The organism is Micromonospora sp. NPDC048063, assembly GCF_043202855.1.
In the GTDB taxonomy this organism is placed as follows: Bacteria; Actinomycetota; Actinomycetes; order Mycobacteriales; family Micromonosporaceae; genus Micromonospora.
The window spans coordinates 21,662-45,391 of the sequence record NZ_JBIDBG010000011.1 but is presented as its reverse complement, the minus strand read 5'-3'; the positions used below and the strand labels follow the sequence as shown (position 1 = coordinate 45,391).

Sequence of the window (23,730 nt, the reverse complement as noted above, 5' to 3'; positions counted from 1 at the left end):
GACATCTCGCTTACGAGCCCTGTGCACCACGTCCGCGTTCGTTCGGGAACGATCGCATGCTCGAACTGACGTCTCTCGCTGGGCTTGCCTGCGCGTCGCCGTCCTGGCCGGTTGCTGTCGGCGTTGCTGTCGAGCCGCCGCGAACGCATTCGGCGACCTGCCTGAAGCGATCAAAAGTAGCGTCACCACATGGCCATGGAGAGCAGGGCGGGTGAGCAGCCGGGGACGTACAAGCAGTCCCAGCGGGCCGGCTTCGTGGAGCTGCTGTTCGACGTGGTTTTCGTGTTCGCGTTCACCCGACTCTCCGACCGACTGGTCTCTGACCTCAGCTTGCGAAGTGGCTACGCCACATTCGTACTGACGCTGGCGCTGTGGTGGGTGTGGTACCGGCTGGTATGGGCGACCAACAGGTACGACTCGACCCGGCCAGCAATCCAGATACTGGTCATCGGCACCACGCTCGGCAGCCTGCTGATGGCCATCGCAGTGCCCGGGGCCTACGGCGACAGTGGTTTCCTCTTCGCGGGGGTCTACGTCACGATCCAGATCATCCGTCCGCTCTGGATCATTCTGATCGGCACGAACAAAGAGATACGCCTGGTCAGCGTCCGGAACCTCTTCTGGGCCCTCATCTCAGCGGTGCCGTGGATCGCCGGCGTTTTCACACAGAGCGGAGCGCGACTGGCCTGGTGGAGCGTGGCCGTCGCCCTGGACTACATCGCGGGCGTCCTCGACTACCCCACGCCGCGACTCGGCCGGGCCGGGTTCCGAGCCCATCCGATCCAAGAAGACCATCTCACAGAGCGCTACCGGCAGCTCCTCATCATCGCGTTGGGCGAGGCGATTCTGATCTCCGGCATCCAGATAAGCCCGTACGGCCTCGAGCGGGACCGAGCCGTAGCGCTGCTGGTGTCGTTCGCCACCACGGTTCTGCTGTGGCAGATCTACTTCTACCGGGCCGGCGAGTTGCTGGCCGTCGCGATCGCATCGGCACCGTCTCCGGCATACGTCGGCAGACTCGCGTCATACGCGCACCTCATCATGATCACCGGCGTCGGCCTCACCGCCGTCGGCGACGAACTGATCATCTCGCACCCGCTCGGTCACACCGAGCCGCCCTGGGTCCTGGTTATCCTCGGCGGTCCTGCGGTGTTCCTGTTCGGGCGGGCCCTGCTCGACTACGTGACCTTCAGCCACGTCTCCTGGTCCCGACCGATCGGACTGCTAACGCTTGCCGTACTGGCACCCGTGACGCTCCTGCTCCCCCCGGTCCTGGTCGCCGTCGCGGCCACCGCCGTACTCACCGGAGTCGCCATCTCCAACGTGATCTCATGGCGGCTGTTCCCGCGGGTACCCAAGCCAGCAGCACCCGGCCACATGTTCTCCTACCGACCGTGAACTGACTGCGGCGCGAGAACGTGAGGAGCTGGGCGTCCCGCCGCACGTCGTCCAAGCGATCGCCCGGCACGCCGACGTGAAGATCACCCTCAAGGTCTACGCCATGCCAACCTCGACGCGATGCGTCAGGCGCTCGGGAAGCTCGACGGGCGGCTGTCGTGACCCCGGCTGCTGTCAGCGTTGCTGTCAACCGGCCGGCTCACGACAGTGCCCGGCGAGGTATGCCTGATGAAATTGGAGCCCCCGGCCGGGATCGAACCGGCGACATCTCGCTTACAAGGCGAGTGCTCTGGCCAGCTGAGCTACAGGGGCGCGTGGTGTCGACGTCAGCATAGCGACTGACGTCCGGATTTCCCGCTCGGCAGGCCCTGCGAGCACCGGAAACGTCCACGCGTCGGCCCGACACTCGAAAGAGCGGGGGCGATTGATGTCCGCCCGTGCCCGAGTGCCCGGAATGTGTATGCCATCCGTCCCATCCGATGCTCCGCGCCTTGGCATGCCGGGGAAAGCCGTTTACCGTGCAGTGACACGGATGACACCTCGATCATCGGCGCGTCGCCCGTGGGCCGGTGCACACACGTGCCGGCCGCTCCTTCCACTCGGATCGTCCGGCACGTTCCTGCCGGTGAAAGGAAGCACCTGACCATGGCTACGGTCACCTACGCCAAGGCGTCCCGGATCTACGCGGGCACCGAGCGTCCCGCCGTCAACCAGCTCGACCTGGAGATCGGCGACGGCGAGTTCCTCGTCCTGGTCGGCCCCTCCGGTTGCGGCAAGTCCACCAGCCTGCGCATGCTCGCCGGCCTGGAGGACGTCGACCAGGGCTCGATCTACATCGACGACCGGGACGTCACCCACCTGCCGCCGAAGGCCCGCGACATCGCGATGGTCTTCCAGAACTACGCCCTCTACCCGCACATGACGGTGTACGAGAACATGGCGTTCGCGCTGAAGCTGCGCAAGACCTCCAAGGCCGAGATCGACCGGCGGGTCAAGGAGGCGGCGGGGCTGCTCCAGCTCGAGGATTTCCTGGGCCGCAAGCCGAAGGCCCTCTCCGGCGGTCAGCGCCAGCGGGTGGCCATGGGCCGGGCGATCGTCCGCGAACCGCAGGTCTTCCTCATGGACGAGCCGCTGTCGAACCTCGACGCGAAGCTGCGTGTGCAGACCCGTACGCAGATCGCGTCGCTGGTGGCGAAGCTGGGTGTCACCACCGTCTACGTCACCCACGACCAGGTCGAGGCCATGACCATGGGCCACCGGGTGGCGGTCATGCTCGACGGCGTCCTCCAGCAGGTGGACACCCCGCGGGCGCTCTACGACACCCCGGCCAACGTCTTCGTCGCTGGCTTCATGGGCTCCCCCGCCATGAACATCAAGACCGTGCCGCTGAGCGAGCGGGGTGCCTCGTTCGCCGACCTGACCATCCCGCTCACCCGTGAGCAGGTCGAGGCGGCCCGCGTCGACGGCGGCGAGGGCAAGGTGACCGTCGGCTTCCGGCCGGAGGACTGCGACCTGGTCAGCCCGACCGAGGGCGGCATGCCGGTCGTCGTCGAGCTGGTCGAGGATCTCGGCTCGGACGCCAACGTCTACGGCCACGCCGCGCTGGAGGGCAACAACGAGCGCTTCGTGGTGCGTAGCGACCGGCGCACCATGCCGAAGATGGGCGACACCGTGTTCGTCAAGCCGCGCGAGGGCCGCAGCCACGTGTTCAACGCGGCCACCGGCAACCGCATCTGACGTACGGCGCTGAGCTGACGTAAGCGAGAACGGGCGGCCCGCCACCGGCGGGCCGCCCGTTCCGTGTCTGCGGGCTCAGCCCTCGGCGGCCCGGCGGCGGGCCACCTCGGCGAGGGTGACCGCGGCGGCGACGCTGGCGTTGAGCGACTCGACGTCGGACACCATCGGGATGCTCACCGTGAGGTCGCAGGTCTCGCCGACCAGCCGGGACAGCCCCCGACCCTCGGAGCCGACCACGACCACCAGTGGGCCGACCGCGGCCTCCAGGTCGTAGAGGTCGGTCTCGCCGTCGGCGTCCAGGCCGACCACCACGAAGCCGGCGTCCTGGCAGGCCTTCAGTGACCGGGTCAGGTTGGTGACCTGGGCGACGGGCACCCGCGCGGCCGCGCCGGCGCTGGTCCGCCAGGCGGTCGCGGTGATCCCGGCCGCCCGCCGCTCCGGTACGAAGACACCCTGCGCGCCGAAGGCGGCTGCGGACCGGATCACCGCGCCGAGGTTGCGCGGGTCGGTCACGCCGTCCAGCGCCACCAGCAGCGGGGCGGTCTGCTCCAGCGCCGCCGCGACGAGGTCCTCGAAGGGCTCGTACGCGAACGGCGGCACCTGGAGCCCGATGCCCTGGTGCAGCACCCCGCCGGTCATCCGGTCCAGCTCGGCGCGGCTGATCTCCAGGATGGCGATGCCCCGGTCGGCGGCCGTCCGGACGATCTCGTTGACCCGGTCGTCCATGTCGATGCCCTGCGCGGTGTAGAGCGCGGTCGCCGGCACCTGGGCGCGCAGCGACTCCAGCACCGGGTTCCGCCCGACCAGCAGCTCCGGGGCGTCCTTGGCCGGGTTGGACTTGCGGCCCGGGGCCACCCGGGGACCGCCACGGCCGGCGGGGCGAGCGCCCCGGCCGGCGGTGCCGCGCCCGCCGCCGGCCGGCGTGCCACGACCGCCACCCTTGCCCCAGGTGGTGTCCTTGGTGCCGGGCTGGCCGATCTTGGGGGCGCGCCCCTCCTCGGCCGCCGCCCGGCGCTCCTTGTCCTGCTTCCAGGCGGTGCGCTGGGGCAGCTTCTCGGTGCCCGAGTAGGCCTTGTGCCAGGGCCGCTCGTCGGCGGGCAGGGTCCTGCCCCGCCCGGCGAGGGCGTCCTTGTTCTTGCCGCCGGAGCCCTTCGGGGCTCCCGCCTTCGGCGTCAGTCGCCGGCCACGGCGCTGCGAGTTGCCGGCCATCAGTCCTGCTCTCCAATAGTCCAACGGGGGCCCTGGGGGGTATCCTCGACCACCACGCCGGCCTGCTTGAGCTGGTCGCGTACCGCGTCGGCGGCGGCCCAGTCCTTGCGGCCACGGGCCTGCGCGCGCTGCTCCAGGGCCAGCGCGATCAGGGAGTCCACCACGCCGCGCAGGTCGGCCGCGCGGCCGCCACCGGTCCACGCCGGGTCGAGGGGGTCGACCCCGAGGATATCCAGCATGGCGCGGGCGGCGGCCAGCGCCGTGCGGACGGTCACATCGTCGCCGCCGGTCAGCGCGGTGTTGCCGTCGCGGACCACCTCGTGCAGGACGGCGAGCGCGGCGGAGGTGTTCAGGTCGTCGTCCATCGCCGCCGCGAAGGCACCCGGCAGCTCGCCGAGCTGGCCGGCGCCGACGCGCTCGGCGGCCCGCTGCACGAAGCCCTCGATCCGGCGGTACGCGACGGCCGCCTCGCGCAGCGCGTCCTCCGAGTAGTCGATGCGGGAGCGGTAGTGCGCGGCGGCGTAGTAGTAGCGCAGCTCCACCGGGCGCACCCCGAGCGAGTCGACGTACGCCAGGTCGAGGGCGTTGCCGAGCGACTTGCCCATCTTGGCGCCGGCGATGCTGAGCAGCCCGTGGTGCACCCAGTAGCGGGCGAACGGCAGCCCGGCCGCCTGCGACTGGGCGATCTCGTTCTCGTGGTGCGGGAAGGTGAGGTCCAGCCCGCCGCCGTGGATGTCGAACTCGGCGCCGAGGTAGCGCCAGCACATCGCCGAGCACTCGATGTGCCAGCCCGGCCGGCCGCGCCCCCACGGCGACGGCCAGTAGGCGTCCGCCGGCTCGTCGGGCTTGGCGCCCTTCCAGAGCGCGAAGTCGCGCGGGTCCCGCTTGCCCCGTTCGGGAGCGTCCCCTGCCGACTGCATGTCGGCGGGCGACTGGTTGGACAGCGACCCGTACGCCGGCCAGGAGCAGACGTCGAAGTAGACGTCGCCGGAGCCGTCGGTGGCCGGGTAGGCGTGCCCGTCGGCGATCAGCTTGGCGATCAGCTCGTGCATCTCCGGGATGTGCCCGGTGGCCCGCGGCTCGTAGGTCGGGGGCAGCACGTTGAGCGCCCGGTAGGACTCGGTGAGGATCAGCTCGTTGGCGTACGCGATCGACCAGAACGGCCGCCCCCGCTCCACCGCCTTGACCAGGATCTTGTCGTCGATGTCGGTCAGGTTGCGGATGAAGGTGACCTCGTAGCCGGCGGCGAGCAGCCAGCGGCGCAGCACGTCGTAGTTGACACCGGAGCGAAGGTGGCCGATGTGCGGCGGGGCCTGGAGGGTGAGACCACACAGGTAGACCCCCACCTTGCCGGCTTCCCGCGGGACGAAGTCCCGCACCGATCGGGTGGCGGTGTCATACAGGCGTAGCGTCACCGTACAAGGGTAGCCGTCCACGCTTTCCCGGGTCGTCCGGAGCCGGGTCGTACGCTGCTGGGCGTGGACACGACGGCGCGGGGCGGGGAGACGGCGCAGACGCTGGACCGGGGGCTGCGGCTGCTGCACCTGGTCGCCGACGCGCCGGGCGGGCTGACCGTCACCGAGGCGGCGAACCGGCTGGGCATCGGCCGGGCGGCGGTCTACCGGCTGGTGGGCGCGCTGACCGCGCACGGGATGCTGCGCCGCGACGGCGAGGGCCGGCTGCGTCTCGGCGCCGGGGTGCTGCACCTGGCCCGGCGGGCCCAGCCGCTGCTGGCCGAGGGGGCGCTGCCCGCGCTGCGCCGCCTCGCGGAGCAGGCCGGCGCGACCGCCCACCTGACCGTGGTCGAGGGCGGGGAGGGGGTCGCGCTCGCCGTGGTGGAGCCGACCTGGACGGCGTTCCACGTCGCGTATCGGACGGGGGCACGGCACCCGCTGGAGCGCGGGGCGGCCGGGAGGGCCATCCTCGCCGGCCGGGCGGGCGCCGCCGGCCCGGTGAGCACCGCCGGGGAGCTCCAGTCCGGGGCGTACGGGGTGGCCGCCCCGGTGCTCGGGGTGCCGGGGCTGGAGGCGAGCGTCGGGGTGGTGGCGCTGGCGCCGCTGGACACCGAGGCGGTCGGCGCCCAGGTCCTCGCCGCCGCCACCGCCATCGCCACCGCCCTCTCCTGACCACCCGCCGACCGAGCGCCACTACCACATCCGCCGGCCGTCGTGTCGGTTGTCCACAGGAGGCTCCCGGGCGGGCGGGCCGGCTCGTCCACAGGGACGCCGGGGCGGGCGGCGTGGTCGGCACCCTGGTCCACATGCCACCCTCACCGCACCGGCCCAGCGCCCTGGCCTGGCAGGTCTTCCGTGGCTCCGACGCGGTCCGGCGAGGTCTCGTCACCGAGCACCAGCTGCGCAGTTCCGCCTGGATCCGCCTCCGCCACGACGTGTACGCCGACGCCCGGCTCGACCGTGACCACGCCCTGGCGTGTCGGGCAGCCGCCCTGCGGCTGCCGCCCGAGGCGGTGGTGGCCGGCCCCTCGGCGGCGTACCTGCACGGCGTCGCGCACGCCGCCACCTTCACCGACGACGTGCACGTCCTCCTGCCGAGGACGATCCGGGTCGGCCCCCAGCGTGGTCTGCGCGCACACTCCGTGGGACCGGCCACGACGCCACCGACCGCACCGGCGGCGGCGGCCGGCCGGCCACCGGACCAGGTCCAGCCGTCCGCCGGTCCGGCCGACGGCACGACGCCGGCGCTGCCCATGACCGCCGGGCCACCGCCGAGGACGGCACCGGCCGCGGCGGCGTGGGAGTCGGCGGTCTGGTTGGAGCCGCTGCGTGCGGTCGGCATCGTCGACGCCCTGCTCAGACAGGGCCTCACCAGCCGCGACGCGCTCGCCGAGACCGCCGACCGGAACGCCGACCGCCCCGGCGGCAGGCGGGCGCGCTGGGTGTTCGGCCTGGCTGACCCGGAAGCTGGGTCGCCGGCCGAGTCGCAGCTGCGGGTCCGGCTGGTGCTGGCCGGGCTGCCGCGCCCGGTCACCCGGCACCCCGTCCGCCTGGCCTCAGGAGTCGTCCTGCACCCCCAGCTGGCCTGGCCTCGGCACCGGGTCGCCCTCGAGTACGCCGGACGCCGGCACGCCGGCACCGACCACCCGCAGCTCGACCGCCACCGGTTCGACCAGCTCGTCGGAGCGGGCTGGCTCGTGCTGCACGCGACGGGCCGACGCCTGCACCAGGAGTTCCCGGCGTTGCTGGTCGAGGTCCGCGCCGCCCTGGCGGCCCGCGGCTGGCGGCACTGACCCACGTGCCCGGCGCCGGCAGGGTGGCCGGGCCGCACCACGGTGCTGTCGTGGCGGCCGAGGCGGCGGACCTCGTCGACCTGGGCGGCGTAGCCCTCGCTGGCGAGCAGGGCGCCGATGTCCGGGATGCCGAGCGGCGGACCGGGCCGGAACTGCGAGCCGGAGGTGAGCGCGAACGGCTTGACGCGGCCCCAGTTCGGGGTGACCGCGGGCTTGCCCTGCGTCGGCCGCCACGCGCCCGCGGTCTCGCTGTACGTGTAGGCGGTCGTGTCCGTGGAGCCGTCGTCAGCCCGGAAGTCGATCATCGCCTGGGCGGCGGCGGAACCCATCCGCTGGCCGTCCGTACGGGACGGCGACGCCGCGATGCCCTCCTGGGCGGTCGCCAGCTCGTCGTCGAAGTTCAGGGTCGGGTAGAGGGTGCGCAGCACGTCGTAGGCGGCGTAGTCGATCGCGGTGGCCAGGTCGGGCTTGACGCCGATCGTCCGCGGCACCTGGATCCGGTAGGGCGTGCCCAGGCACTGGAGGGTCCCCGACACGCAGAGCACCGAGTTCGCCGCGTCGTAGATCGCTCCGTGCACCATCGCGCCGCTGCGGGAGAGCGGGCCCGGCGCGGCGGTGGCCGGACCGGGGGTCATGCCGCTCGCCAGCCGGAACGTGTCGACGAGCACCTGGTTCCAGTAGAGGACGTGGTCGGCCGGCCCGGCGGCCTGCGCCGGACTGGCGGGGACGATGACGGCGGCGGTGCCGACGCTGGCGGTGGCGACGGCCACCGCCCCCAGCGTCGGGTCTGCCTGAACCAGCCCATGGGACTCCCTGTCCAAGCCTCGAACGGTCACGGGCACTCCGTGATCCGCTCGAAGCCTGGGCCGGCCTGCTATCCGGCGACTACGCAGGCGCTACGGCTCCACTGGGCGCCGACCAGAGTCGCTCGACCCGACGGTCTCACGGAAGGGCGGGCTCGGCGGGGCGCGGCTCCGGGCGTTCCTCGGGCCGGGGCGCGCGCAGCTCGTCGACACGCACCAGCGCGACGCCGGCGACGATCAGGGCGCCGCCGACGAGCTGCACGACGGTCGGCAGCTCGCCCAGCACCAGCCAGGCGATGAGAACGGCGAACATCACCTCGGTCAGCCCGACGAACGACGACAGACGGGCCCCGAGGATGCGGGTCCCGGCGATCCCGGCGAGGTACGCGACCACGGCGGCGACCAGCGACAGGCCGACGATCGGGAGCAGCCAGCTGGTGCGCTGCCCCGCGAAGGTGACCTCGCCGAAGGTGGCCCGCAGCGGCAGCACCCCGACCGCCCCGAGCAGCACCAGGACGGCCGCGCCGACAGCCATGCCGCCGCTGGCCATGGCCACCGAGGGCAGGCCCGCGTCGGCCCGGCCCGCGAGCACGAAGTAGCCGGCGAGGCCGACGGCCGCCAGCAGCCCCCACAACACGCCCACCGGGTCGAGCCCGGTGGCGCCGGTCAGGTCGAGGACGAAGAACAGGCCGGCGATCGCCGCCACCGAGCCGGCCACGGTCAGCCGGCGGGGGCGGTGCCCGTGGACCAGCCACATCCAGCCCACGACCAGGATGATGCCGAGGTACTCCAGCAGCAGCGCGACGCCGACCGGCAGGTAACGGACCGCGTTGAAGAAGCAGACCTGCGCGGTGGCGACCCCGAGCAGCCCGAACACGCCGATCGCGGCGAGGTTGCGCCGCAACACGTCCCATTTTCCGCGCAGGGACAGCGCCGCGGGGATCGCCACCACCAGCGCGGCGATGCCGACCCGGGCCGCCACGGCGGCCTCGGCGGACCACCCCGCGTCGATCAGGGAGCGGGCAAACGTGCCCGACGTGGCGAACGTGACGGCGGAGAGCAGGGCGAGGCCGAGACCGAGCCCGGCGGCGGGTGGTTGGCGCATCGGTCCGCTCCTAGCTGTCATGAGTCAACTGTCGCTATGCTCATGACGCTAGGCCGGCACCCCGACAGGAGTCAAGTTGCCATTCGCCCATGACACGGACTGCTCCCTGACCGCCGCCGCCGCGCTCGTCAACACCGACCGCCCCGACGGCGAGGGGCTGCCCGACGTCGCCGCCCTGGACGCCTTCTACGTCGCGCACGGCTACACCGGGCGACACGAGCACACCGAGGCCGAACTGCGGTCGGTACGCGACCTGCGCCCCCGGCTGCGCCGCATCTGGTACGCCGGCACCGACGAGGTGGTCGCCATCCTCAACGGGCTGCTCCGCGAGAACCGCGCGTTGCCGCAGCTCATCACGCACGACGACGAGCCGTACCACTTCCACGCCGTGCCGCGCGACGCGCCGCTGGCGACCCGGATCGCCGTGGAGGCGGCGATGGCGATGGCCGACCTGGTGCGCTACGGCGAGCTGGGCCGGCTGCGGATCTGCGACCACCCCGACTGCGCGAACGTGCTGGTCGACCTGTCGAAGAACCGTTCCCGCCGGTTCTGCGACGCGGGCTGCGGCAACCGCGCCGCCGTCGCGGCCTACCGGGCCCGCAAGGGCCGCCCCCGCCCTGACGCGGCCCCGAGCGGCCCTGACGCGGCCCCGAGCGGCCCCGAGCGGCCCTGAAGCGGCCCTGAAGCGGCCCTGAGCCGGCCCGTGCAGCGGTCGAGGGTCGAGGGTCGGGGGTTCGCCGGCGACGCGACACCCGGCGCGCCTCGGCGCACGCTGTCGAGCTGCCCCGTCTGGGCGACCGCGGGCGGGACGGAACCCCGGTCCTGTGGACGGGGCAGCTCGACAGCGCCCGGCCTACCGACGCGGCCCCCGCGACCGACCGGGGCTGAACCGACCGGCGACGGCGGGGCTCAGGGGTGGGTCATCCGGAGCAGGTCGAGCGCCTCGTCGAGCTGGGTCTCGCTCAGCTTGCCCGAGTCGACGTGCCCCCGGGAGATGACCACCTCCCGGATCGAGACCTGCTTGGCCAGCGCCTCCTTGGCGATCGAGGCGGCCTCGTCGTACCCGAGGTGGCGGTTGAGCGGGGTGACGATCGAGGGCGAGCCCGCCGCGTACGCCAGACAGACCTCGGCGTCCGCGACCAGGCCGACCACCAGGCGGTCGGCGAAGAGGCGGCTCGACGCGGCGAGCAGCCGGACCGACTCCAGCAGGTTGCGACCCATCACCGGGAGCATGACGTTCAGCTCGAAGTCGCCCTGCGAACCGGCGAAGCCGACGGCGGCGTCGTTGCCGATCACCTGGGCGCAGACCTGCCGCATCGCCTCGGCGACCACCGGGTTGACCTTGCCCGGCATGATCGACGAGCCGGGTTGGAGGTCGGGGATGCGCAGCTCGCGGAGGCCGGCTCGAGGACCCGAGCCCATCCAGCGGATGTCGTTGGCGATCTTGTAGAGGCCGACGGCAAGCGTGCGCAACTGCCCCGAGGTCTCCACCAGGGCGTCCCGGGCGCCCTGCGCCTCGAAGTGGTTACGCGCCTCGGTCAGCGGCAGCCCGGTCGCGCCGCGCAGCCGCTCGATGACCTTCGCGGCGAAGCCGAGCGGAGTGTTGATGCCGGTGCCCACCGCCGTCCCGCCGAGCGGCAGCTCGGCCAGCCGGGGCAGCGCCCCCTCCAGCCGCTCGATGCCGTAGCGCACCTGGGCGGCGTACCCGCCGAACTCCTGCCCCAGGGTCACCGGGGTGGCGTCCATCAGGTGGGTACGCCCGGCCTTGACGACGGTCTCGAACTCCGCCGCCTTGCCCTCCAGCGCCTCCGCGAGGTGGGCCAGCGCGGGCAGCAGGTCCCGCGCGACGGCCTCGGTGGCGGCCAGGTGGATCGACGACGGGAAGACGTCGTTGCTGGACTGCGAGGCGTTCACGTCGTCGTTCGGGTGCACGTCCCGGCCCAGTTCCCGGCTGGCCAGGGTGGCGATGACCTCGTTGGTGTTCATGTTCGACGACGTGCCGGAGCCGGTCTGGAACACGTCGATCGGGAACTGGTCGTCGTAGCCGCCGTCGGCCACGTGGGCCGCCGCGGCGGCGATCGCCGCGGCCACGTCCGCGTCGATCACGCCCAGCTCGCCGTTGACCTGGGCCGCCGCCCCCTTGATCTGGGCCAGCGCCCGGATCTGGGCCGGCTCGATGCCCCGGCCCGAGATCGGGAAGTTCTGCACCGCGCGCTGCGTCTGCGCCCGCCACAGCGCCTCGGCGGGCACCTCCACCTCGCCCATCGAGTCGCGTTCGATCCGGTAGCCCGTCGCCTCTGGAGTCGTCACGCGTACCATCCTGCCGCGCTGGTCGTCGGGCCGCAGGGAAAGCTGCCCGGCGCTGTGCGGGCCGGCAGCCCGACGCCGCGGCGACGCAACTCGATCCTCCTCGTACGACCCGAAATCTCGATGCCGTCCTTGCCCGACGAATCTAAGGTCATAACAACTTTCCGCACCTCACTCGGAGGTTTCATGTCGATTCGACACGGGGGCTCGGCGCGCCGGGCGGCAACGACGGCGGCTGCTCTCCTACTGGCCACGGGCGGACTGGTGGCCGTAACCGGGCAGCCAGCGGCGGCCGTGATCGACTACGTCACCCCAACCAGCGTCACGTGGACCGACGCCCAGCAGCCGGCCGGGTCCTTCTCCCCTTCGGACGACACGGTGCCCGTGGGCAGTTGGGTGGCCGACGGGGAGATGCACACCGCCCGGGCGTACTTCACCTTCGACCTGACGCCCTACCAGGGGCAGCGGGTCATCTCGGCCCGCGCGATCACCGGTGAGACGAGCGTCAACGACTGCGACAAGCCGCGCGAGATCGAGCTGTGGCGGACCGACCCGCCCGCCAGCGCCCCGACCTGGAACACCGCCCCAGCGGTACGGGAGAAGGTGGCGGACATCACCTATCCCAACCTGCCCTGCGGGAGCAGCTTCATCGGGGTGATGATCACGGAGGCGGTGCGCAAGGCGGTGGCGGACGGGCAGGACCAGCTCACGCTGATGGCCCGGATCGCCGGCGACCACGAGGGGAACAAGCACTACGGCCGCCGGATCAGGAGTGTCGGCATCTCCCTGGACCACAACACACCGCCGAACGTTCCCGACCAGCTCACCGTCGACGGCACGGCGTGCGACAACCCGCTGACGATCCGCAACACCGGGCCGGCGCTCCGGGCGCGCGTCTCCGACCCCGACGTCAACGAGACCGGGGGCCACGACCAGGTGGCCGCGACCTTCGCCTGGTGGCCGGTCGACCGGCCGGCGGAGCGGACGGAGGCGACCCTCGACGGTGTGGTCGCCCCGCACCAGTACGTATACCAACTCCCGCGGGGCCAGCTCACCCACGGGAACACCTACGCCTTCTCGGTGCGGGCGTCCGACCGGCACGACAGCTCGGACTGGTCGCCGGAGTGCCGGTTCACCGTCGACACGGTGGCGCCGGCCGCCCCGACCGTCTCCTCCACCGACTACCCGGAGCACAGCGGCGGGCCAGGCACCGGTGGCCCCGGCATCCCTGGCAGCTTCACCTTCACCGCCGACGCAGACGACCTCAAGGGCTTCGTTTACGGCGAATTCGCGGCCGCGCACTTCGTCCCGGTGGACGCATCGGGCCAGTCGGCGACGGCGAGCTACGCGCCTGAAAGGGACGGACCGACCAGACTCGTCGTGCAGAGCGTCGACCGGGCCGGGAACTTCTCCGAGAGCACCATCTACGAGTTCGTGGTCCGTACCACCGCGCCGACGATCACCGACGAGGACCCGGAGGCGCCGGCTGGTACGCCGCGTCGGTTCACCTTCGCTCCGAACATGGAAAACGTGGTCGAGTACACGTACCGGCTCAACGAGGGCGAGGAGACCACGGTCCGTGCCGATGCCGACGGCACCGCGCAGGTCACCATCACGCCGGGGGTCTCCGACGTGTACTTCCTGTACGTCCGCAGCAGGACCGCGGACGGGCTTCCCTCGGGCGAGGCCTGGACGGCCTTCTGGGTGCCGGAAGCGGCATGACGACGAAGGGGCGCCGGGCTGGCCGCCCGGCGCCCCTTTCGTCGTCCACTGGGGTCAGCGGCGGCCGACGGTGAGCACCGGCTTGGTGACCTCGGCGAAGAAGTCGTTGCCCTTGTCGTCGACCACGATGAAGGCCGGGAAGTCCTCCACCTCGATCTTCCAGACCGCCTCCATGCCCAGCTCCGGGTATTCCAGGACCTCGACGTGCTTGATGCAGTCCTGGGCGAGCCGGGCGGCGGGTCCGCCGATCGAGCCGAGGTAGAAGCCGCCGTGCTGCTGGCAGGAGCGGGTGACCTGGGCGGACCGGTTGCCCTTGGCGAGCATCACCTGCGAGCCGCCGGCGGCCTGGAACTTCTCCACGTACGCGTCCATCCGGCCGGCCGTGGTCGGGCCGAACGAGCCGGACGCGTAGCCCTCCGGGGTCTTGGCCGGGCCGGCGTAGTAGACCGCGTGGTCGCGCAGGTACTGCGGCATGGGCTCGCCGGCGTCCAGCCGCTCGGCGATCTTGGCGTGCGCGATGTCGCGGGCCACCACGAGCGGGCCGGTCAACGACAGCCGGGTCTTCACCGGGTACTTCGACAGCTCGGCGCGGATCTCGTCCATCGGCCGGTTCAGGTCGACCCGGACCACCTCGGCGGCGTCGAGCTGCGCGTCGGTGACGTCGGGCAGGTACCGCGCCGGGTCGGTTTCGAGGCGCTCCAGCCACACGCCCGACGGGGTGATCTTGGCGACCGCCTGCCGGTCCGCGGAGCAGGAGACGGCGATCGCCACCGGGCAGGAGGCGCCGTGCCGGGGCAGCCGGACCACCCGCACGTCGTGGCAGAAGTAGCGCCCGCCGAACTGCGCCCCGATGCCGAAGTTGCGGGTCAGCTCCAGCACCTCGGCCTCCAGCTCCAGGTCGCGGAAGCCGTGCGCGGTCATCGAGCCGGAGGTGGGCAGCGCGTCGAGGTACTTGGCGCTGGCGTACTTGGCGGTCTTCAGCGCGTACTCGGCGGAGGTGCCGCCGATGACGATGGCCAGGTGGTAGGGCGGGCAGGCCGAGGTGCCGATCAGCCGCAGCTTCTCCTCCAGGAACTGCATCATCCGCGTCGGGTTCAGCAGCGCCTTGGTCTCCTGGTAGAGGTACGACTTGTTGGCCGAGCCGCCGCCCTTGGCCATGAAGAGGAACTTGTACGCGTCGGGGTGGCCGTCCGGGTCCTCGGCGTAGATCTCCACCTGCGCCGGCAGGTTGCTGCCGGTGTTGCGCTCCTCCCACATGGTGAGCGGGGCGAGCTGCGAGTAGCGCAGGTTGAGCCGGGTGTACGCCTGGTAGACGCCGCGCGAGACGGCCTCGGCGTCGCTGCCGTCGGTGAGGACGTGCCGGCCGCGCTTGCCCATCACGATCGCGGTGCCGGTGTCCTGGCACATGGGCAGGACGCCGCCGGCCGCGATGTTGGCGTTGCGCAGCAGGTCGAGCGCGACGAACCGGTCGTTCGGCGAGGCCGCCGGGTCGTCGATGATCGACCGCAGCTGGGCCAGGTGCGCGGGGCGCAGGAAGTGCGCGATGTCGTGCATCGCCTCCGCGGTGAGGGCGGTGAGCGCCGTCGGCTCCACGGTGAGGAACCGGCGGCCTCCCGGGCCGTTGACGACGTCGACGCCCTCGTCGGTGACCAGGCGGTATTCCGTCTGGTCCGGACCGGTCGGCAGCAAGGGAGCGTACGAGAACGCGGCGGCACTGCTCATGAGCGGAAAGCCTAGGGCAGAAGGGTCGATCAGTTGCACCCGCCGGGTCGGTCCTGGGACGCCGCTCTCACCCGGGGCAGAGTTCCCGCTTCGGGCCGCAGCTGTCCGCCGGCCCGGGAACCCCCGCCGTGCCGCCCGGGACGCCGCCGGGACCGGGTACGCCGCCGTCGCCGGGCCCCGCCGGGGCGCCGGCCGCGCCGCCGAAGCGGACGTACCCGATCTCCCGTCCCTCGCCGATGACCATGCCGTTCGGGCCGACCGCGAGGGCGTTCGCCGCGGTCCGCAGGCTCGCCAACTCCCGCCCGGTACGCGGGTCGAGCGCCACCAGCCGGGACGGCTTCTCGTCGGCGAGCACGGCCGCGTACGGAGTGAGCGCGGCGCCCGCCTTCGCACCGGCGGGACGGGTCCACCGGACGCGTCCGGTGCCCAGCTCGTGGCTGACCACCGCCCGCTTGTCGGCCGGGCGGACCAGGGCGTGGCGGTCGTCGACGGCGAGCAGCCGCTCCCCGGCGGCGGCCACCAGCAGCAGCCGCCCGTCGTACCCGTCGAGGACCGCCTCGCGGGCGTCCGGGGCGACGCCGATCAGCACGTTCCGCGCCCCCTGCGGGTCCTCCCGCTGCACGCAGCCGGCGTTGTCGGCGGTGCGCAGGTTGACCCCGGCCCGCTGCCAGGTCTCCCGACCCGTCGCCGGGTCGCGGCCGGAGATGGCGAAGTAGCAGGTGCCGTCCTGGGATCGGGCGGTGATCCGCAGGAGCCGGCCGCCGACCACCGACAGCCGCTCGTCCCGGCCGGGCTCGACGTTCTGGAGCACCCGCCCGGTGGCGGTGTCGAGCACGTGCACCCGGCCGTCGATGGGGAAACCGAGCAGCGGCGGCACCGCCTCCGGCCCCGCCACCTCCTCGTCGATCCGGACGGCGTCGAGCCGGCGGGTGCCGAGCAGCCCCGGGTTGTCGCCGAGCAGCCCGCTGCGCACCCCGGGCACGAAGGCCGTCCACACCGGGGCGGTGCCGCGCGGCTCCCAGGCGCTGATCGTGCAGTCGGTGGCGTCGACGCAGCGGGCGTCGAGCAGCAGGTTGCGGTACGTCCAGACGGCCACCGCGTCGCCGTCGCGCCGCCGCGTGGCGCCGGTGGTCGGGTCGAGCACCTCGTACCCCTTGACCAGGAGCTTGCCCACGACGACGACCGCGTCCCGGTCGCCGCCGGCGACCGCGGACCAGTCGGCCTTGCGCTCCCACAGCTGGTCGCCGGTGGCGAGGCTGCGCGCCTCCACCCGGGTGCGCTGCTCGACCACCACGGTGTTTCCCGCGATGGTCACGCTGCGCGGGGTGCCGCCGACCCGCTGCTGCCAGACCACGTCCGGCTCGGAGATCGGCTCGCTGCGGTCGACCCAGTCCCACACGCCGGGGAACGGGTTCCACACCCCGGTCGCGGCGAGCGCGACGACCACGATCAGCGCGAGCAGCAGCCCGCCACGCCATCCGAGGCCGCCCGCCTTCGCCACACGCACACCGTAGCGACGACCGCCGCGCTCCCGCCGTCCCGCGCCGCCGTGTCGCCGCCCTTTCTCCGCGCGGGTGCGGTAAGGAAGGGCCCCCTGTTATCGCTTTCTGTATAGGAAGGGCCCCTTCCTTACCCCCCGGCGGCGGCGGAGCGGACCAGGGGGAGGGTGCGGTACGGGATCTGCTCGGCCAGCGCGATGATCGTCGAGGCGCGGCGGATGCCCTCGTACGAGACGATCTGGTCGATCACCCGCTGGAGGTCGGTGTTCGAGCGGGCCACGATCCGGCAGAGCAGGTCGCTGGAGCCGGTGATGGTGTGCGCCTCCAGCACCTCCGGGATCGCGGCCAGGTGCGCGGCCACCCGGTCGTGCCCGTGCCGCTGGCTGATCTCCAGCGTGACGAAGCTGGTCACCCCGAACCCGATCGCCGCCGGGGAGATCTCCGGACCGAACCCGCCGACGACCCCCCGCTCGACCAGCTTGTCGAGCCGGGCCTGCACGGTGCCCCGGGCGACCCCGAGGCGCCGGGAGCACTCCAGGACCCCGATCCGCGGCTCCTCGGCGAGCAGTTCGATCAACCGCGCGTCGAGGGCGTCGAGCTGTACAGCCTGACCAGCGTTCATGGCTGGACACCTTACTTAATGCGCAACCTGACCAGCTCCCACGCCGACAGTTGCCCAGTGCGCCGGGTCACCGCGATCCTCGCCACAGAAGCAGCAGAACCACCCGCACCGACCACGGCGGCGGCCACGAGGCCGACCGGTACTTGAGGGAGACCGCGATGACCCAGGCGATCGACCGACCCCACGGGACCGACGACGTCGACATCGACGTGCTCGTCGGCGCCGTCGACCACGACATCAGCCGCGACCCGTTCCCCGTCAAGGGCCTCGACCACGTGCACTTCCTGGTCGGCAACGCCAAGCAGGCGGCGCACTACTACTCCACCGCGTTCGGGATGACCTGCGTGGCGTACCGGGGGCCGGAGCAGGGCTACCGTGACCATGCCCAGTACGTGCTGACCAGCGGCTCGGCCCGGTTCGTGCTGACCGGCGCGGTCCGCCCGGACGCGCCCGGCGCCGAGCACGTGACCAAGCACAGCGACGGCGTCTCCGACATCGCGCTGGAGGTCCCGGACGTCGACGCCGCGTACGCGCACGCCACCGCGCAGGGCGCGACCGGCCTCGTCGAGCCGCACGACGTCAGCGACGAGCACGGCACCGTCCGGCTGGCCGCCATCGCCGCGTACGGCGACACCCGGCACACGCTGGTCGACCGGTCCCGCTACACCGGCCCGTTCCTGCCCGGCTTCGTGGCCCGCAAGCCGATCGTGGACCGGCAGCCGATGATCGACGCCGGCGTCCAGCCGAAGCGCTTCTTCCAGGCCGTCGACCACGTGGTCGGCAACGTCGAGCTCGGCCGGATGGACGAGTGGGTCGAGTTCTACAAGCGCGTCATGGGCTTCTCGAACATGGCCGAGTTCGTCGGCGACGACATCGCCACCGACTACTCGGCGCTGATGAGCAAGGTCGTCGCCAGCGGCACCCGCAAGGTGAAGTTCCCGCTCAACGAGCCGGCGATCGCCCGCAAGAAGTCGCAGATCGACGAGTACCTGGAGTTCTACCAGGGCCCGGGCGCCCAGCACATCGCCGTGGCCACCAACGACATCCTGGCCAGCGTCGACGCGATGCGCGCCGCCGGCGTCGAGTTCCTGGACACCCCGGACTCGTACTACGACGACCCGGAGCTGCGCGCCCGGATCGGCCAGGTGCGGGTGCCGATCGAGGAGCTGAAGGCCCGCAAGATCCTGGTGGACCGGGACGAGGACGGCTACCTGTTGCAGATCTTCACCAAGCCGGTGCAGGACCGCCCGACCGTCTTCTTCGAGCTGATCGAGCGGCACGGCTCGCTCGGCTTCGGCAAGGGCAACTTCAAGGCGCTCTTCGAGGCCATCGAGCGCGAGCAGGAGAAGCGCGGCAACCTGTAACACTGTCGAGCGTGACGCAGCCTCCGTCGTACCCGACGCCGCCGGCCGGTGGGCCCACGCCCGCCGCCAGCGGCTTCGCGCCGCCCTCCGGCCCGACCAGCCAGGGGTACGCGGTGCCGCCGCAGTACGCCCCACCCGGACACGTCCCGCCGCCGGGCTGGGTTCCGCCGCCCCCGGGCTGGGGCGGGCCGCCCCGCCCGACCCCGACGCTCGCGCCCGGCGGTCAGCCGCTCGCCAGCTTCGCCGACCGGCTGCTCGCCGCGCTGATCGACGTCGGACTGAGCACGCTGGTGGCGATGGTCCTCTTCCTGCCGGCGTTCCTGCTGCTCTGGTGGAACATGATGACCGAGCTGACCCGGACCAACCCGGACGGCACCCTCGTCGAGCCGGACCCCGGGTCCTTCATGACCGACTTCATGCTGCCGATACTCCTGCTCGAACTGGGCCTGTTCGTGCTGATGCTCGGGCTCTACTGGCTCTACCACGTGGAGTACATGAAGCGCACCGGCCAGACCTTCGGCAAGAAGGTGATGAAGCTGCGGGTGGTGCCGCTCGACCCGGCCGCCACGCTGGACCGGCGGATGGCCGGCAAGCGGTACGCCGTGCAGCACGTCGCCGCGATGTTCCTCCCCGGCCTCAGCTACCTCGACGGGCTCTGGCAACTGTGGGACAAGCCCTGGCAGCAGTGCCTCCACGACAAGTTCGCCGGCACCGTCGTCGTTAAGGTGTCTGCGTGAGCGAGCGCAGCGAGGCCAGGCCGTGAGCGTCGAACCGGGCTGGTACGTCGACCCGGCCGATCCGGACACCCGACGCTGGTGGGACGGCGAGGGCTGGATCGGCGCGCCGATCCCCGTCGACGTCACCCCGCCCGAGGGACCACCGCCGCCCGAGCCGCCGCCCGCGCCCGCCCCGACTCCGCCCGCGGCACCGGTCTCCGCGCCGGGCGCGCCCGCGGGCCGGCAACCCCACCCCGGGCAGCCGTACCCCGGGCAGCCGTACCCGTGGCAGCCGCCGGGGGGCCACGGTCATCCGCAGGGGCCGCCGCCCGGCTGGGCGCCGGGGAACTGGCCGGGACGGCCGCCGGAGCCCCGCCCGCACGGGCTCCCGCTGGCCGGGTTCGGCGCCCGGCTGGTCGCCCGGCTGATCGACTTCGCCATCGTGTTCGCCCTGAACGCCGTGGTGAACGGCTGGTTCGTGTGGCGGCTGGTCGAGGAGGTCACCCCGTACTGGCGGGAGGTGTTCCGACGGGCGCTGGCCGGCGACACCTCCACCGAGGGGCTGCCGCAGCCCAGCGAACAGGCCGGCGGCCTCCAGGTCGTCATCCTGCTGATCGCCACCGCGCTCTGGCTCGCGTACGAGGTGCCGACGACGGCCGCCGGCGGGCAGACCTTCGGCAAGCGGGTGGTGGGCATCAAGGTGCTCCCGGTGGCCGCCGACGAGCCGCTCGGCTTCGGTCGGGCGCTGCGCCGGTGGAACACCCTCGGCCTGCCCACCCTGCTGTGGTACTGCTGCGGCCTCGGCCTGCTGCTCCAGCTCGTCGACGCGCTCTCCCCGCTCTTCGACCACCCGCTGCGCCAGGCCCTGCACGACAAGCGGGCGCAGACCGTGGTGGTCCAACTGCCCCGCACCCGCCGGACCACCCCGGACCGCACCGACCCCTCGGGAGACACCCCATGACCGACACCGGACGCCAGCCGGCGCTGCGGCTGACCCGCGCCGACCTGGACGCGCTGCCCAACTACGTGCCCGGCCGCAGCCCGGCCGACCTGGCCCGCGAGCTCGGGCTCCCCGAGGCGATCAAGCTGGCCAGCAACGAGGTCCCGTACGGGCCGCTGCCCGGCGTGGTGGAGGCCGTCGCCGAAGCCGTCGCCGGGGTGCACCGCTACCCGGACATGGGCGTGGTCGCGCTGCGCGAGGCGCTGGCCGAGCGGTACGGCGTGGACCCCGACCGGATCGCCACCGGCTGCGGCTCGGTGGCGCTGGCCGAGCACCTCGTCCGGGCCACCTGCCTGCCCGGGGACGAGTTGCTCTACTCGTGGCGCTCCTTCGAGGCGTACCCGATCATCGCGGCGACCAGCGGCGCGACCAGCGTGCGGGTGCCCAACGACGCCGGGCACGGGCACGACCTGGCCGCGATGGCGGCGGCGGTGACCGACCGGACCCGGATGATCCTGGTCTGCAACCCGAACAACCCCACCGGCACCTCGGTACGCCGGGCCGAGCTGGACCGGTTCCTCGACGCGGTCGGCGAGGACGTGCTCGTGGTCATCGACGAGGCGTACCGGGAGTTCGTCACCGACCCCGATGTGCCGGACGGGCTCACCTACCTCGACCGGCCGAACGTGGTCGTGCTGCGGACGCTCTCCAAGGCCTGGGGCCTGGCCGGCCTGCGGATCGGCTTCCTGGTCGCCCAGCCGGCGGTGGCGGCGGCCGTGCGCAAGGTCGTCACGCCGTTCTCCACCAGCATGGCCGCGCAGGCGGGCGCGCTCGCCGCGCTCGGCCAGGCCGACGAGGTTCAGCGGCGGTGCGGCCTCGTCGTGGCGGAGCGCGACCGGGTGACCGAGGCGCTGCGCAAGCTCGTCTCGGACGTGCCGGACAGCCAGGCGAACTTCGTCTGGCTGCCGCTGGGCGACCGGGCGGTGGACTTCGGCAAGGCGTGCGAGGCCCGGGGCGTGATCGTCCGGCCGTTCCCCGGCGACGGGGTCCGGGTCACCATCGGCACCCCGGCCGAGAACGACGCCTTCCTCGCCGCCGCCGAGGCGGCGCTGGCCTGAGCCGGGTCGCCCCGATCCGGCCGGCTGCGGGACGCCCGTCGGCCGGCCGGGTCGGGCGCCCGGCGGTGACCGGGCCGGTCCGCCATCCCCCCGCGGACCGGCCCGGACGTCTCAGGCGGCCGGGCACTGGCGGCCGGAGACCAGGGACCGTCGGGCAGGCGGCGGTCCAGGACGACCCGGACGGTGGCCGTCCGGCCGGACGGCGCGGCGTCGGCGGGCGAGGCGGTGACCAGGATCAGGATCGCGCCCAACAGGGCAGCCAGGAGACGCACAAGTGGGACTATAGGTAACTTATGTCCGTTTTGTCGAGTAGCCGGGCGGGCGGCGTCCTCACGTCGCGGCGAGGATCACCGGTTCCGAGGTGAGGTAGTAGCGCTGATCGTCCCCCGTCGGGTCGACCGGCTCGCGGAGCCGCTCCACGGCCACGAAGCCGTCCGCCGCGTACGCCGCGCCGGGCACCCAGCCGATCCCGTCCGAGCCCGCGTTCAACGCGAACCAGGACCGCTGCGCCCCCGTCACCGGGTCCAGCGTCACCAGGTCGTTCGTCTCGGTCAGCAGGTGCACCCGGCCGGGCTGGACGGCGATCAGCCGCGCCGCCGGCAGGTCGGGACGGCGCCACAGCTCCGCGCCGGTACGGGCCGAACGGGCGACCGGCACCCCGTCGACCACCGCCACCGCCGTCCCGTCGACGAGTTCGGCGTCCGGCCGGTCCAGGGCGGGGACGGGGACCGGCTCCCCGTCGCCGACCAGCCACCCCCGGCCCGCGTCCTCCCCCGGCGCGGCGGTCCGCAGGGCGGTGCACCCGACCCGGCCGGTCCCGCAGCCCACCGGCGTCGCCACCAGCTCGTCGCCGGCCCCGGGCGGCCGCCAACGGACGCCGACCACGCCGGTCGCGACGTCGCGGAACTCCACCACGGCCGGACCCGCGCACGCGTCCACGGTGATCAGCTGCCCCGACGCCGTCGTGCCGACCGCCTCCCGGCAGCCGGGGTCCGCGTCGGCCCGCCAGAGCTCACGGCCGTCGGCCAGGTCGATGCCGCGGGCACCCACGCCCGTCGCCACCACCACCTGCCGACCGTCGGCGGCCCGGGCGACGAAGACACCTCGGGGATCCCAGACCGTGGCCGCGCCGGTGCGCCGAACCGTCCGCTCCCCGACCGGCGCCGGCCCCGCCGCCTCCCAGGCCACCCGGCCGGTACGCGCGTCCAACGCCACGAGCCGCCCGTCCGACCAACGGCTGACCACCGTCGTCCCGCTCGCGACCACCCCGTCCAGCTCCGCCGGCCACCGCCGGTATGACCAGTACGGGGTGGTCCGGTGCCGGCCGCCGACCGGCCGGTCGGCGTAGATCTGGCGGTGGGCGGCGTAGACCCGCAGCCGGCCGTCCACGATCAGCGGGGCGACCGGGAGCCGGCCGACCACGCCGACGGCCGCGGCGGCGGCCGGCGGGTACGCGCCCCGGGCGGGCGTGCTGACCTCGGCGGGGGCGAGCACCCGGTGGACCGTCGCCGCGACGGCGGCGGTGGCGAGCAGCGCCGCGACCGCCACCACGATCCGTCGCCGGCCCTTCGGGAACCCCATGCGCACCTCCGCCCGGCACCCTACCCAGCGGGGCCGGTCAGGGCCCTGTCAGGTCGCCGCGCGCCCTCAGGCCGCCTCGGCGGTGCCGGTGGCCGCCGCCGCGGCCAGGTCGGCGAGGTCCTGCCGCAGGGCGCGCTCGACCGCCCGGGCGGCCAGCCCGCCGAGCAGCAGCGCGACCACCCGACCGTACGGGGCGGTCGGCACCGCCTCCTGCTCGACGGTGACGGCGGTGCAGCCGCGGCGACGCCGCTCGACCGGGCGCAGCGTCCAGGTGATCCGGTAGTCCACCCCGGCGCCCCGCGAACCGAGCACCAACCGCCGGGGCGGCTCGGCCTCGATGACGACGAACTCCTCGACCAGCGCCGTGCCGTCAGGCTGGGAACGGGTCTCCCGCCAGGCGGTGCCCGGGCCGAACGCGCCGGGGGTGAGCACCTCCACCGGGCCGGTGAAGCGCCGGGTGCGGGTGGTCAGGTCGGTCAGCAGTCGCCAGAGGTCGGCGTCGTGCGCCTCCACGAACTCCGTGACCGCCACCGTCGACATGCCACCTCCCGTGGCGTCGACGGTACGCCGGGTGAGCACGGAACGGGGCCCCCGGGAGCGGAATTCCGCCGCCGGAGGCCCCGAAACCGGGCCGGGGCCC

The 23,730-nt window shown here is 73.2% G+C and carries 19 protein-coding genes and 1 tRNA gene; 10 read left to right on the top strand and 10 right to left on the bottom strand.

The genetic code is table 11. The annotated features are described in order from the left end of the window. The first annotated feature begins 189 nt into the window (after positions 1-189). Complete coding sequence (locus tag ACGFZ2_RS24235; protein WP_393264551.1) at positions 190-1,398, top strand: low temperature requirement protein A; 1,209 nt, start codon at positions 190-192, stop codon at positions 1,396-1,398. Between the two features lie 235 nt (positions 1,399-1,633). On the opposite strand, the gene ACGFZ2_RS24230 is transcribed toward ACGFZ2_RS24235, so the two are convergent. Then, a tRNA-Thr gene (locus ACGFZ2_RS24230) sits at positions 1,634-1,710 on the bottom strand. A 333-nt stretch (positions 1,711-2,043) separates the two neighbouring features. Between ACGFZ2_RS24230 and ACGFZ2_RS24225 the strand changes: the two genes are divergently transcribed. Beyond that, positions 2,044-3,135, top strand: coding sequence for an ABC transporter ATP-binding protein (locus ACGFZ2_RS24225; protein WP_393264549.1), 1,092 nt, complete (start codon positions 2,044-2,046; stop codon positions 3,133-3,135). Positions 3,136-3,210: 75 nt separating this feature from the next. Here the strand turns inward: ACGFZ2_RS24225 and rlmB are convergent, their stop codons facing one another. Both rlmB and cysS read right to left on the bottom strand, forming a co-directional pair. Next, complete coding sequence (rlmB, locus tag ACGFZ2_RS24220) at positions 3,211-4,344, bottom strand: 23S rRNA (guanosine(2251)-2'-O)-methyltransferase RlmB (protein WP_393264546.1); 1,134 nt, start codon at positions 4,342-4,344, stop codon at positions 3,211-3,213. Then, the gene (gene cysS / locus ACGFZ2_RS24215) at positions 4,344-5,759 is read right to left on the bottom strand and encodes a cysteine--tRNA ligase (protein WP_393457146.1); all 1,416 of its coding nucleotides are present in this window, start codon (positions 5,757-5,759) and stop codon (positions 4,344-4,346) included. Before cysS ends, rlmB begins: the two co-directional genes overlap by 1 nt. A 63-nt stretch (positions 5,760-5,822) precedes the next feature. On the opposite strand from cysS, the gene ACGFZ2_RS24210 reads away from it, so the two are divergent. Continuing rightward, positions 5,823-6,470 (top strand): IclR family transcriptional regulator, encoded by a 648-nt coding sequence (locus tag ACGFZ2_RS24210; protein WP_393457143.1) that lies wholly within the window; start codon positions 5,823-5,825, stop codon positions 6,468-6,470. Between the two features lie 134 nt (positions 6,471-6,604). Then, on the top strand, positions 6,605-7,591 hold the full coding sequence (locus tag ACGFZ2_RS24205; RefSeq protein WP_393457140.1) for a hypothetical protein: 987 nt from the start codon (positions 6,605-6,607) through the stop codon (positions 7,589-7,591). 942 nt (positions 7,592-8,533) lie between these two features. On the opposite strand, the gene ACGFZ2_RS24200 is transcribed toward ACGFZ2_RS24205, so the two are convergent. Next, positions 8,534-9,499, bottom strand: coding sequence for a DMT family transporter (locus ACGFZ2_RS24200; protein WP_393457137.1), 966 nt, complete (start codon positions 9,497-9,499; stop codon positions 8,534-8,536). Between the two features lie 76 nt (positions 9,500-9,575). Between ACGFZ2_RS24200 and ACGFZ2_RS24195 the strand changes: the two genes are divergently transcribed. Further along, positions 9,576-10,172: a CGNR zinc finger domain-containing protein gene (locus tag ACGFZ2_RS24195; RefSeq protein ID WP_393457134.1), complete on the top strand. Its 597-nt coding sequence runs from the start codon at positions 9,576-9,578 to the stop codon at positions 10,170-10,172. 236 nt (positions 10,173-10,408) lie between these two features. On the opposite strand, the gene ACGFZ2_RS24190 is transcribed toward ACGFZ2_RS24195, so the two are convergent. Then, positions 10,409-11,818: a class II fumarate hydratase gene (locus tag ACGFZ2_RS24190; RefSeq protein WP_363700898.1), complete on the bottom strand. Its 1,410-nt coding sequence runs from the start codon at positions 11,816-11,818 to the stop codon at positions 10,409-10,411. A gap of 174 nt (positions 11,819-11,992) precedes the next feature. Here ACGFZ2_RS24190 and ACGFZ2_RS24185 point away from each other — a divergent pair, with 174 nt between their 5' ends. Continuing rightward, positions 11,993-13,528: a hypothetical protein gene (locus ACGFZ2_RS24185; protein ID WP_393457131.1), complete on the top strand. Its 1,536-nt coding sequence runs from the start codon at positions 11,993-11,995 to the stop codon at positions 13,526-13,528. Between the two features lie 54 nt (positions 13,529-13,582). Here ACGFZ2_RS24185 and ACGFZ2_RS24180 read toward each other — a convergent pair whose 3' ends face one another. The 3 genes from ACGFZ2_RS24180 to ACGFZ2_RS24170 form a co-directional block, all read right to left on the bottom strand. Further along, positions 13,583-15,250: a fumarate hydratase gene (locus ACGFZ2_RS24180; protein WP_393457128.1), complete on the bottom strand. Its 1,668-nt coding sequence runs from the start codon at positions 15,248-15,250 to the stop codon at positions 13,583-13,585. 67 nt (positions 15,251-15,317) lie between these two features. Next, a complete protein-coding gene (locus tag ACGFZ2_RS24175; protein WP_393457125.1) occupies positions 15,318-16,751 on the bottom strand; it encodes a PQQ-binding-like beta-propeller repeat protein in 1,434 nt (477 codons plus the stop codon). Positions 16,752-16,879: 128 nt separating this feature from the next. Next, on the bottom strand, positions 16,880-17,371 hold the full coding sequence (locus ACGFZ2_RS24170; RefSeq protein WP_393457122.1) for an Lrp/AsnC family transcriptional regulator: 492 nt from the start codon (positions 17,369-17,371) through the stop codon (positions 16,880-16,882). A gap of 158 nt (positions 17,372-17,529) precedes the next feature. Here ACGFZ2_RS24170 and hppD point away from each other — a divergent pair, with 158 nt between their 5' ends. From hppD to hisC, 4 genes are read left to right on the top strand one after another with little or no spacing between them, the layout of a single operon-like run. Beyond that, the gene (gene hppD, locus ACGFZ2_RS24165; protein WP_393264515.1) at positions 17,530-18,735 is read left to right on the top strand and encodes a 4-hydroxyphenylpyruvate dioxygenase; all 1,206 of its coding nucleotides are present in this window, start codon (positions 17,530-17,532) and stop codon (positions 18,733-18,735) included. 11 nt (positions 18,736-18,746) lie between these two features. Next, positions 18,747-19,472 (top strand): RDD family protein, encoded by a 726-nt coding sequence (locus ACGFZ2_RS24160; protein WP_393457119.1) that lies wholly within the window; start codon positions 18,747-18,749, stop codon positions 19,470-19,472. Positions 19,473-19,494: 22 nt separating this feature from the next. Then, positions 19,495-20,412, top strand: coding sequence for an RDD family protein (locus tag ACGFZ2_RS24155; protein ID WP_393457117.1), 918 nt, complete (start codon positions 19,495-19,497; stop codon positions 20,410-20,412). After that, positions 20,409-21,509 carry a histidinol-phosphate transaminase gene (hisC, locus tag ACGFZ2_RS24150; RefSeq protein WP_393457114.1) on the top strand — a complete coding sequence of 367 codons (1,101 nt, stop codon included), beginning with the start codon at positions 20,409-20,411 and terminating at the stop codon, positions 21,507-21,509. The genes ACGFZ2_RS24155 and hisC overlap by 4 nt, the downstream gene beginning before the upstream one ends. Before the next feature lie 330 nt (positions 21,510-21,839). Here hisC and ACGFZ2_RS24145 read toward each other — a convergent pair whose 3' ends face one another. Both ACGFZ2_RS24145 and ACGFZ2_RS24140 read right to left on the bottom strand, forming a co-directional pair. Continuing rightward, the gene (locus ACGFZ2_RS24145; protein WP_393264508.1) at positions 21,840-23,090 is read right to left on the bottom strand and encodes a PQQ-binding-like beta-propeller repeat protein; all 1,251 of its coding nucleotides are present in this window, start codon (positions 23,088-23,090) and stop codon (positions 21,840-21,842) included. Positions 23,091-23,156: 66 nt separating this feature from the next. Further along, positions 23,157-23,630, bottom strand: coding sequence for an SRPBCC family protein (locus ACGFZ2_RS24140; RefSeq protein WP_350706752.1), 474 nt, complete (start codon positions 23,628-23,630; stop codon positions 23,157-23,159). Positions 23,631-23,730: the final 100 nt, after the last annotated feature.

Bases quoted from the DNA above. Each gene is read 5' to 3' on its own strand.
- ACGFZ2_RS24180 (WP_393457128.1), bottom strand. From the start codon at position 15,250: ATGAGCAGTGCCGCCGCGTTCTCGTACGCTCCCTTGCTGCCGACCGGT.
- ACGFZ2_RS24205 (WP_393457140.1), top strand. From the start codon at position 6,605: ATGCCACCCTCACCGCACCGGCCCAGCGCCCTGGCCTGGCAGGTCTTC.
- hppD (WP_393264515.1), top strand. From the start codon at position 17,530: ATGACCCAGGCGATCGACCGACCCCACGGGACCGACGACGTCGACATC.
- hisC (WP_393457114.1), top strand. From the start codon at position 20,409: ATGACCGACACCGGACGCCAGCCGGCGCTGCGGCTGACCCGCGCCGAC.
- ACGFZ2_RS24200 (WP_393457137.1), bottom strand. From the start codon at position 9,499: ATGCGCCAACCACCCGCCGCCGGGCTCGGTCTCGGCCTCGCCCTGCTC.
- ACGFZ2_RS24170 (WP_393457122.1), bottom strand. From the start codon at position 17,371: ATGAACGCTGGTCAGGCTGTACAGCTCGACGCCCTCGACGCGCGGTTG.
- ACGFZ2_RS24140 (WP_350706752.1), bottom strand. From the start codon at position 23,630: ATGTCGACGGTGGCGGTCACGGAGTTCGTGGAGGCGCACGACGCCGAC.
- ACGFZ2_RS24225 (WP_393264549.1), top strand. From the start codon at position 2,044: ATGGCTACGGTCACCTACGCCAAGGCGTCCCGGATCTACGCGGGCACC.
- ACGFZ2_RS24145 (WP_393264508.1), bottom strand. From the start codon at position 23,090: ATGGGGTTCCCGAAGGGCCGGCGACGGATCGTGGTGGCGGTCGCGGCG.
- ACGFZ2_RS24235 (WP_393264551.1), top strand. From the start codon at position 190: ATGGCCATGGAGAGCAGGGCGGGTGAGCAGCCGGGGACGTACAAGCAG.
- ACGFZ2_RS24190 (WP_363700898.1), bottom strand. From the start codon at position 11,818: ATGGTACGCGTGACGACTCCAGAGGCGACGGGCTACCGGATCGAACGC.
- rlmB (WP_393264546.1), bottom strand. From the start codon at position 4,344: ATGGCCGGCAACTCGCAGCGCCGTGGCCGGCGACTGACGCCGAAGGCG.
- ACGFZ2_RS24185 (WP_393457131.1), top strand. From the start codon at position 11,993: ATGTCGATTCGACACGGGGGCTCGGCGCGCCGGGCGGCAACGACGGCG.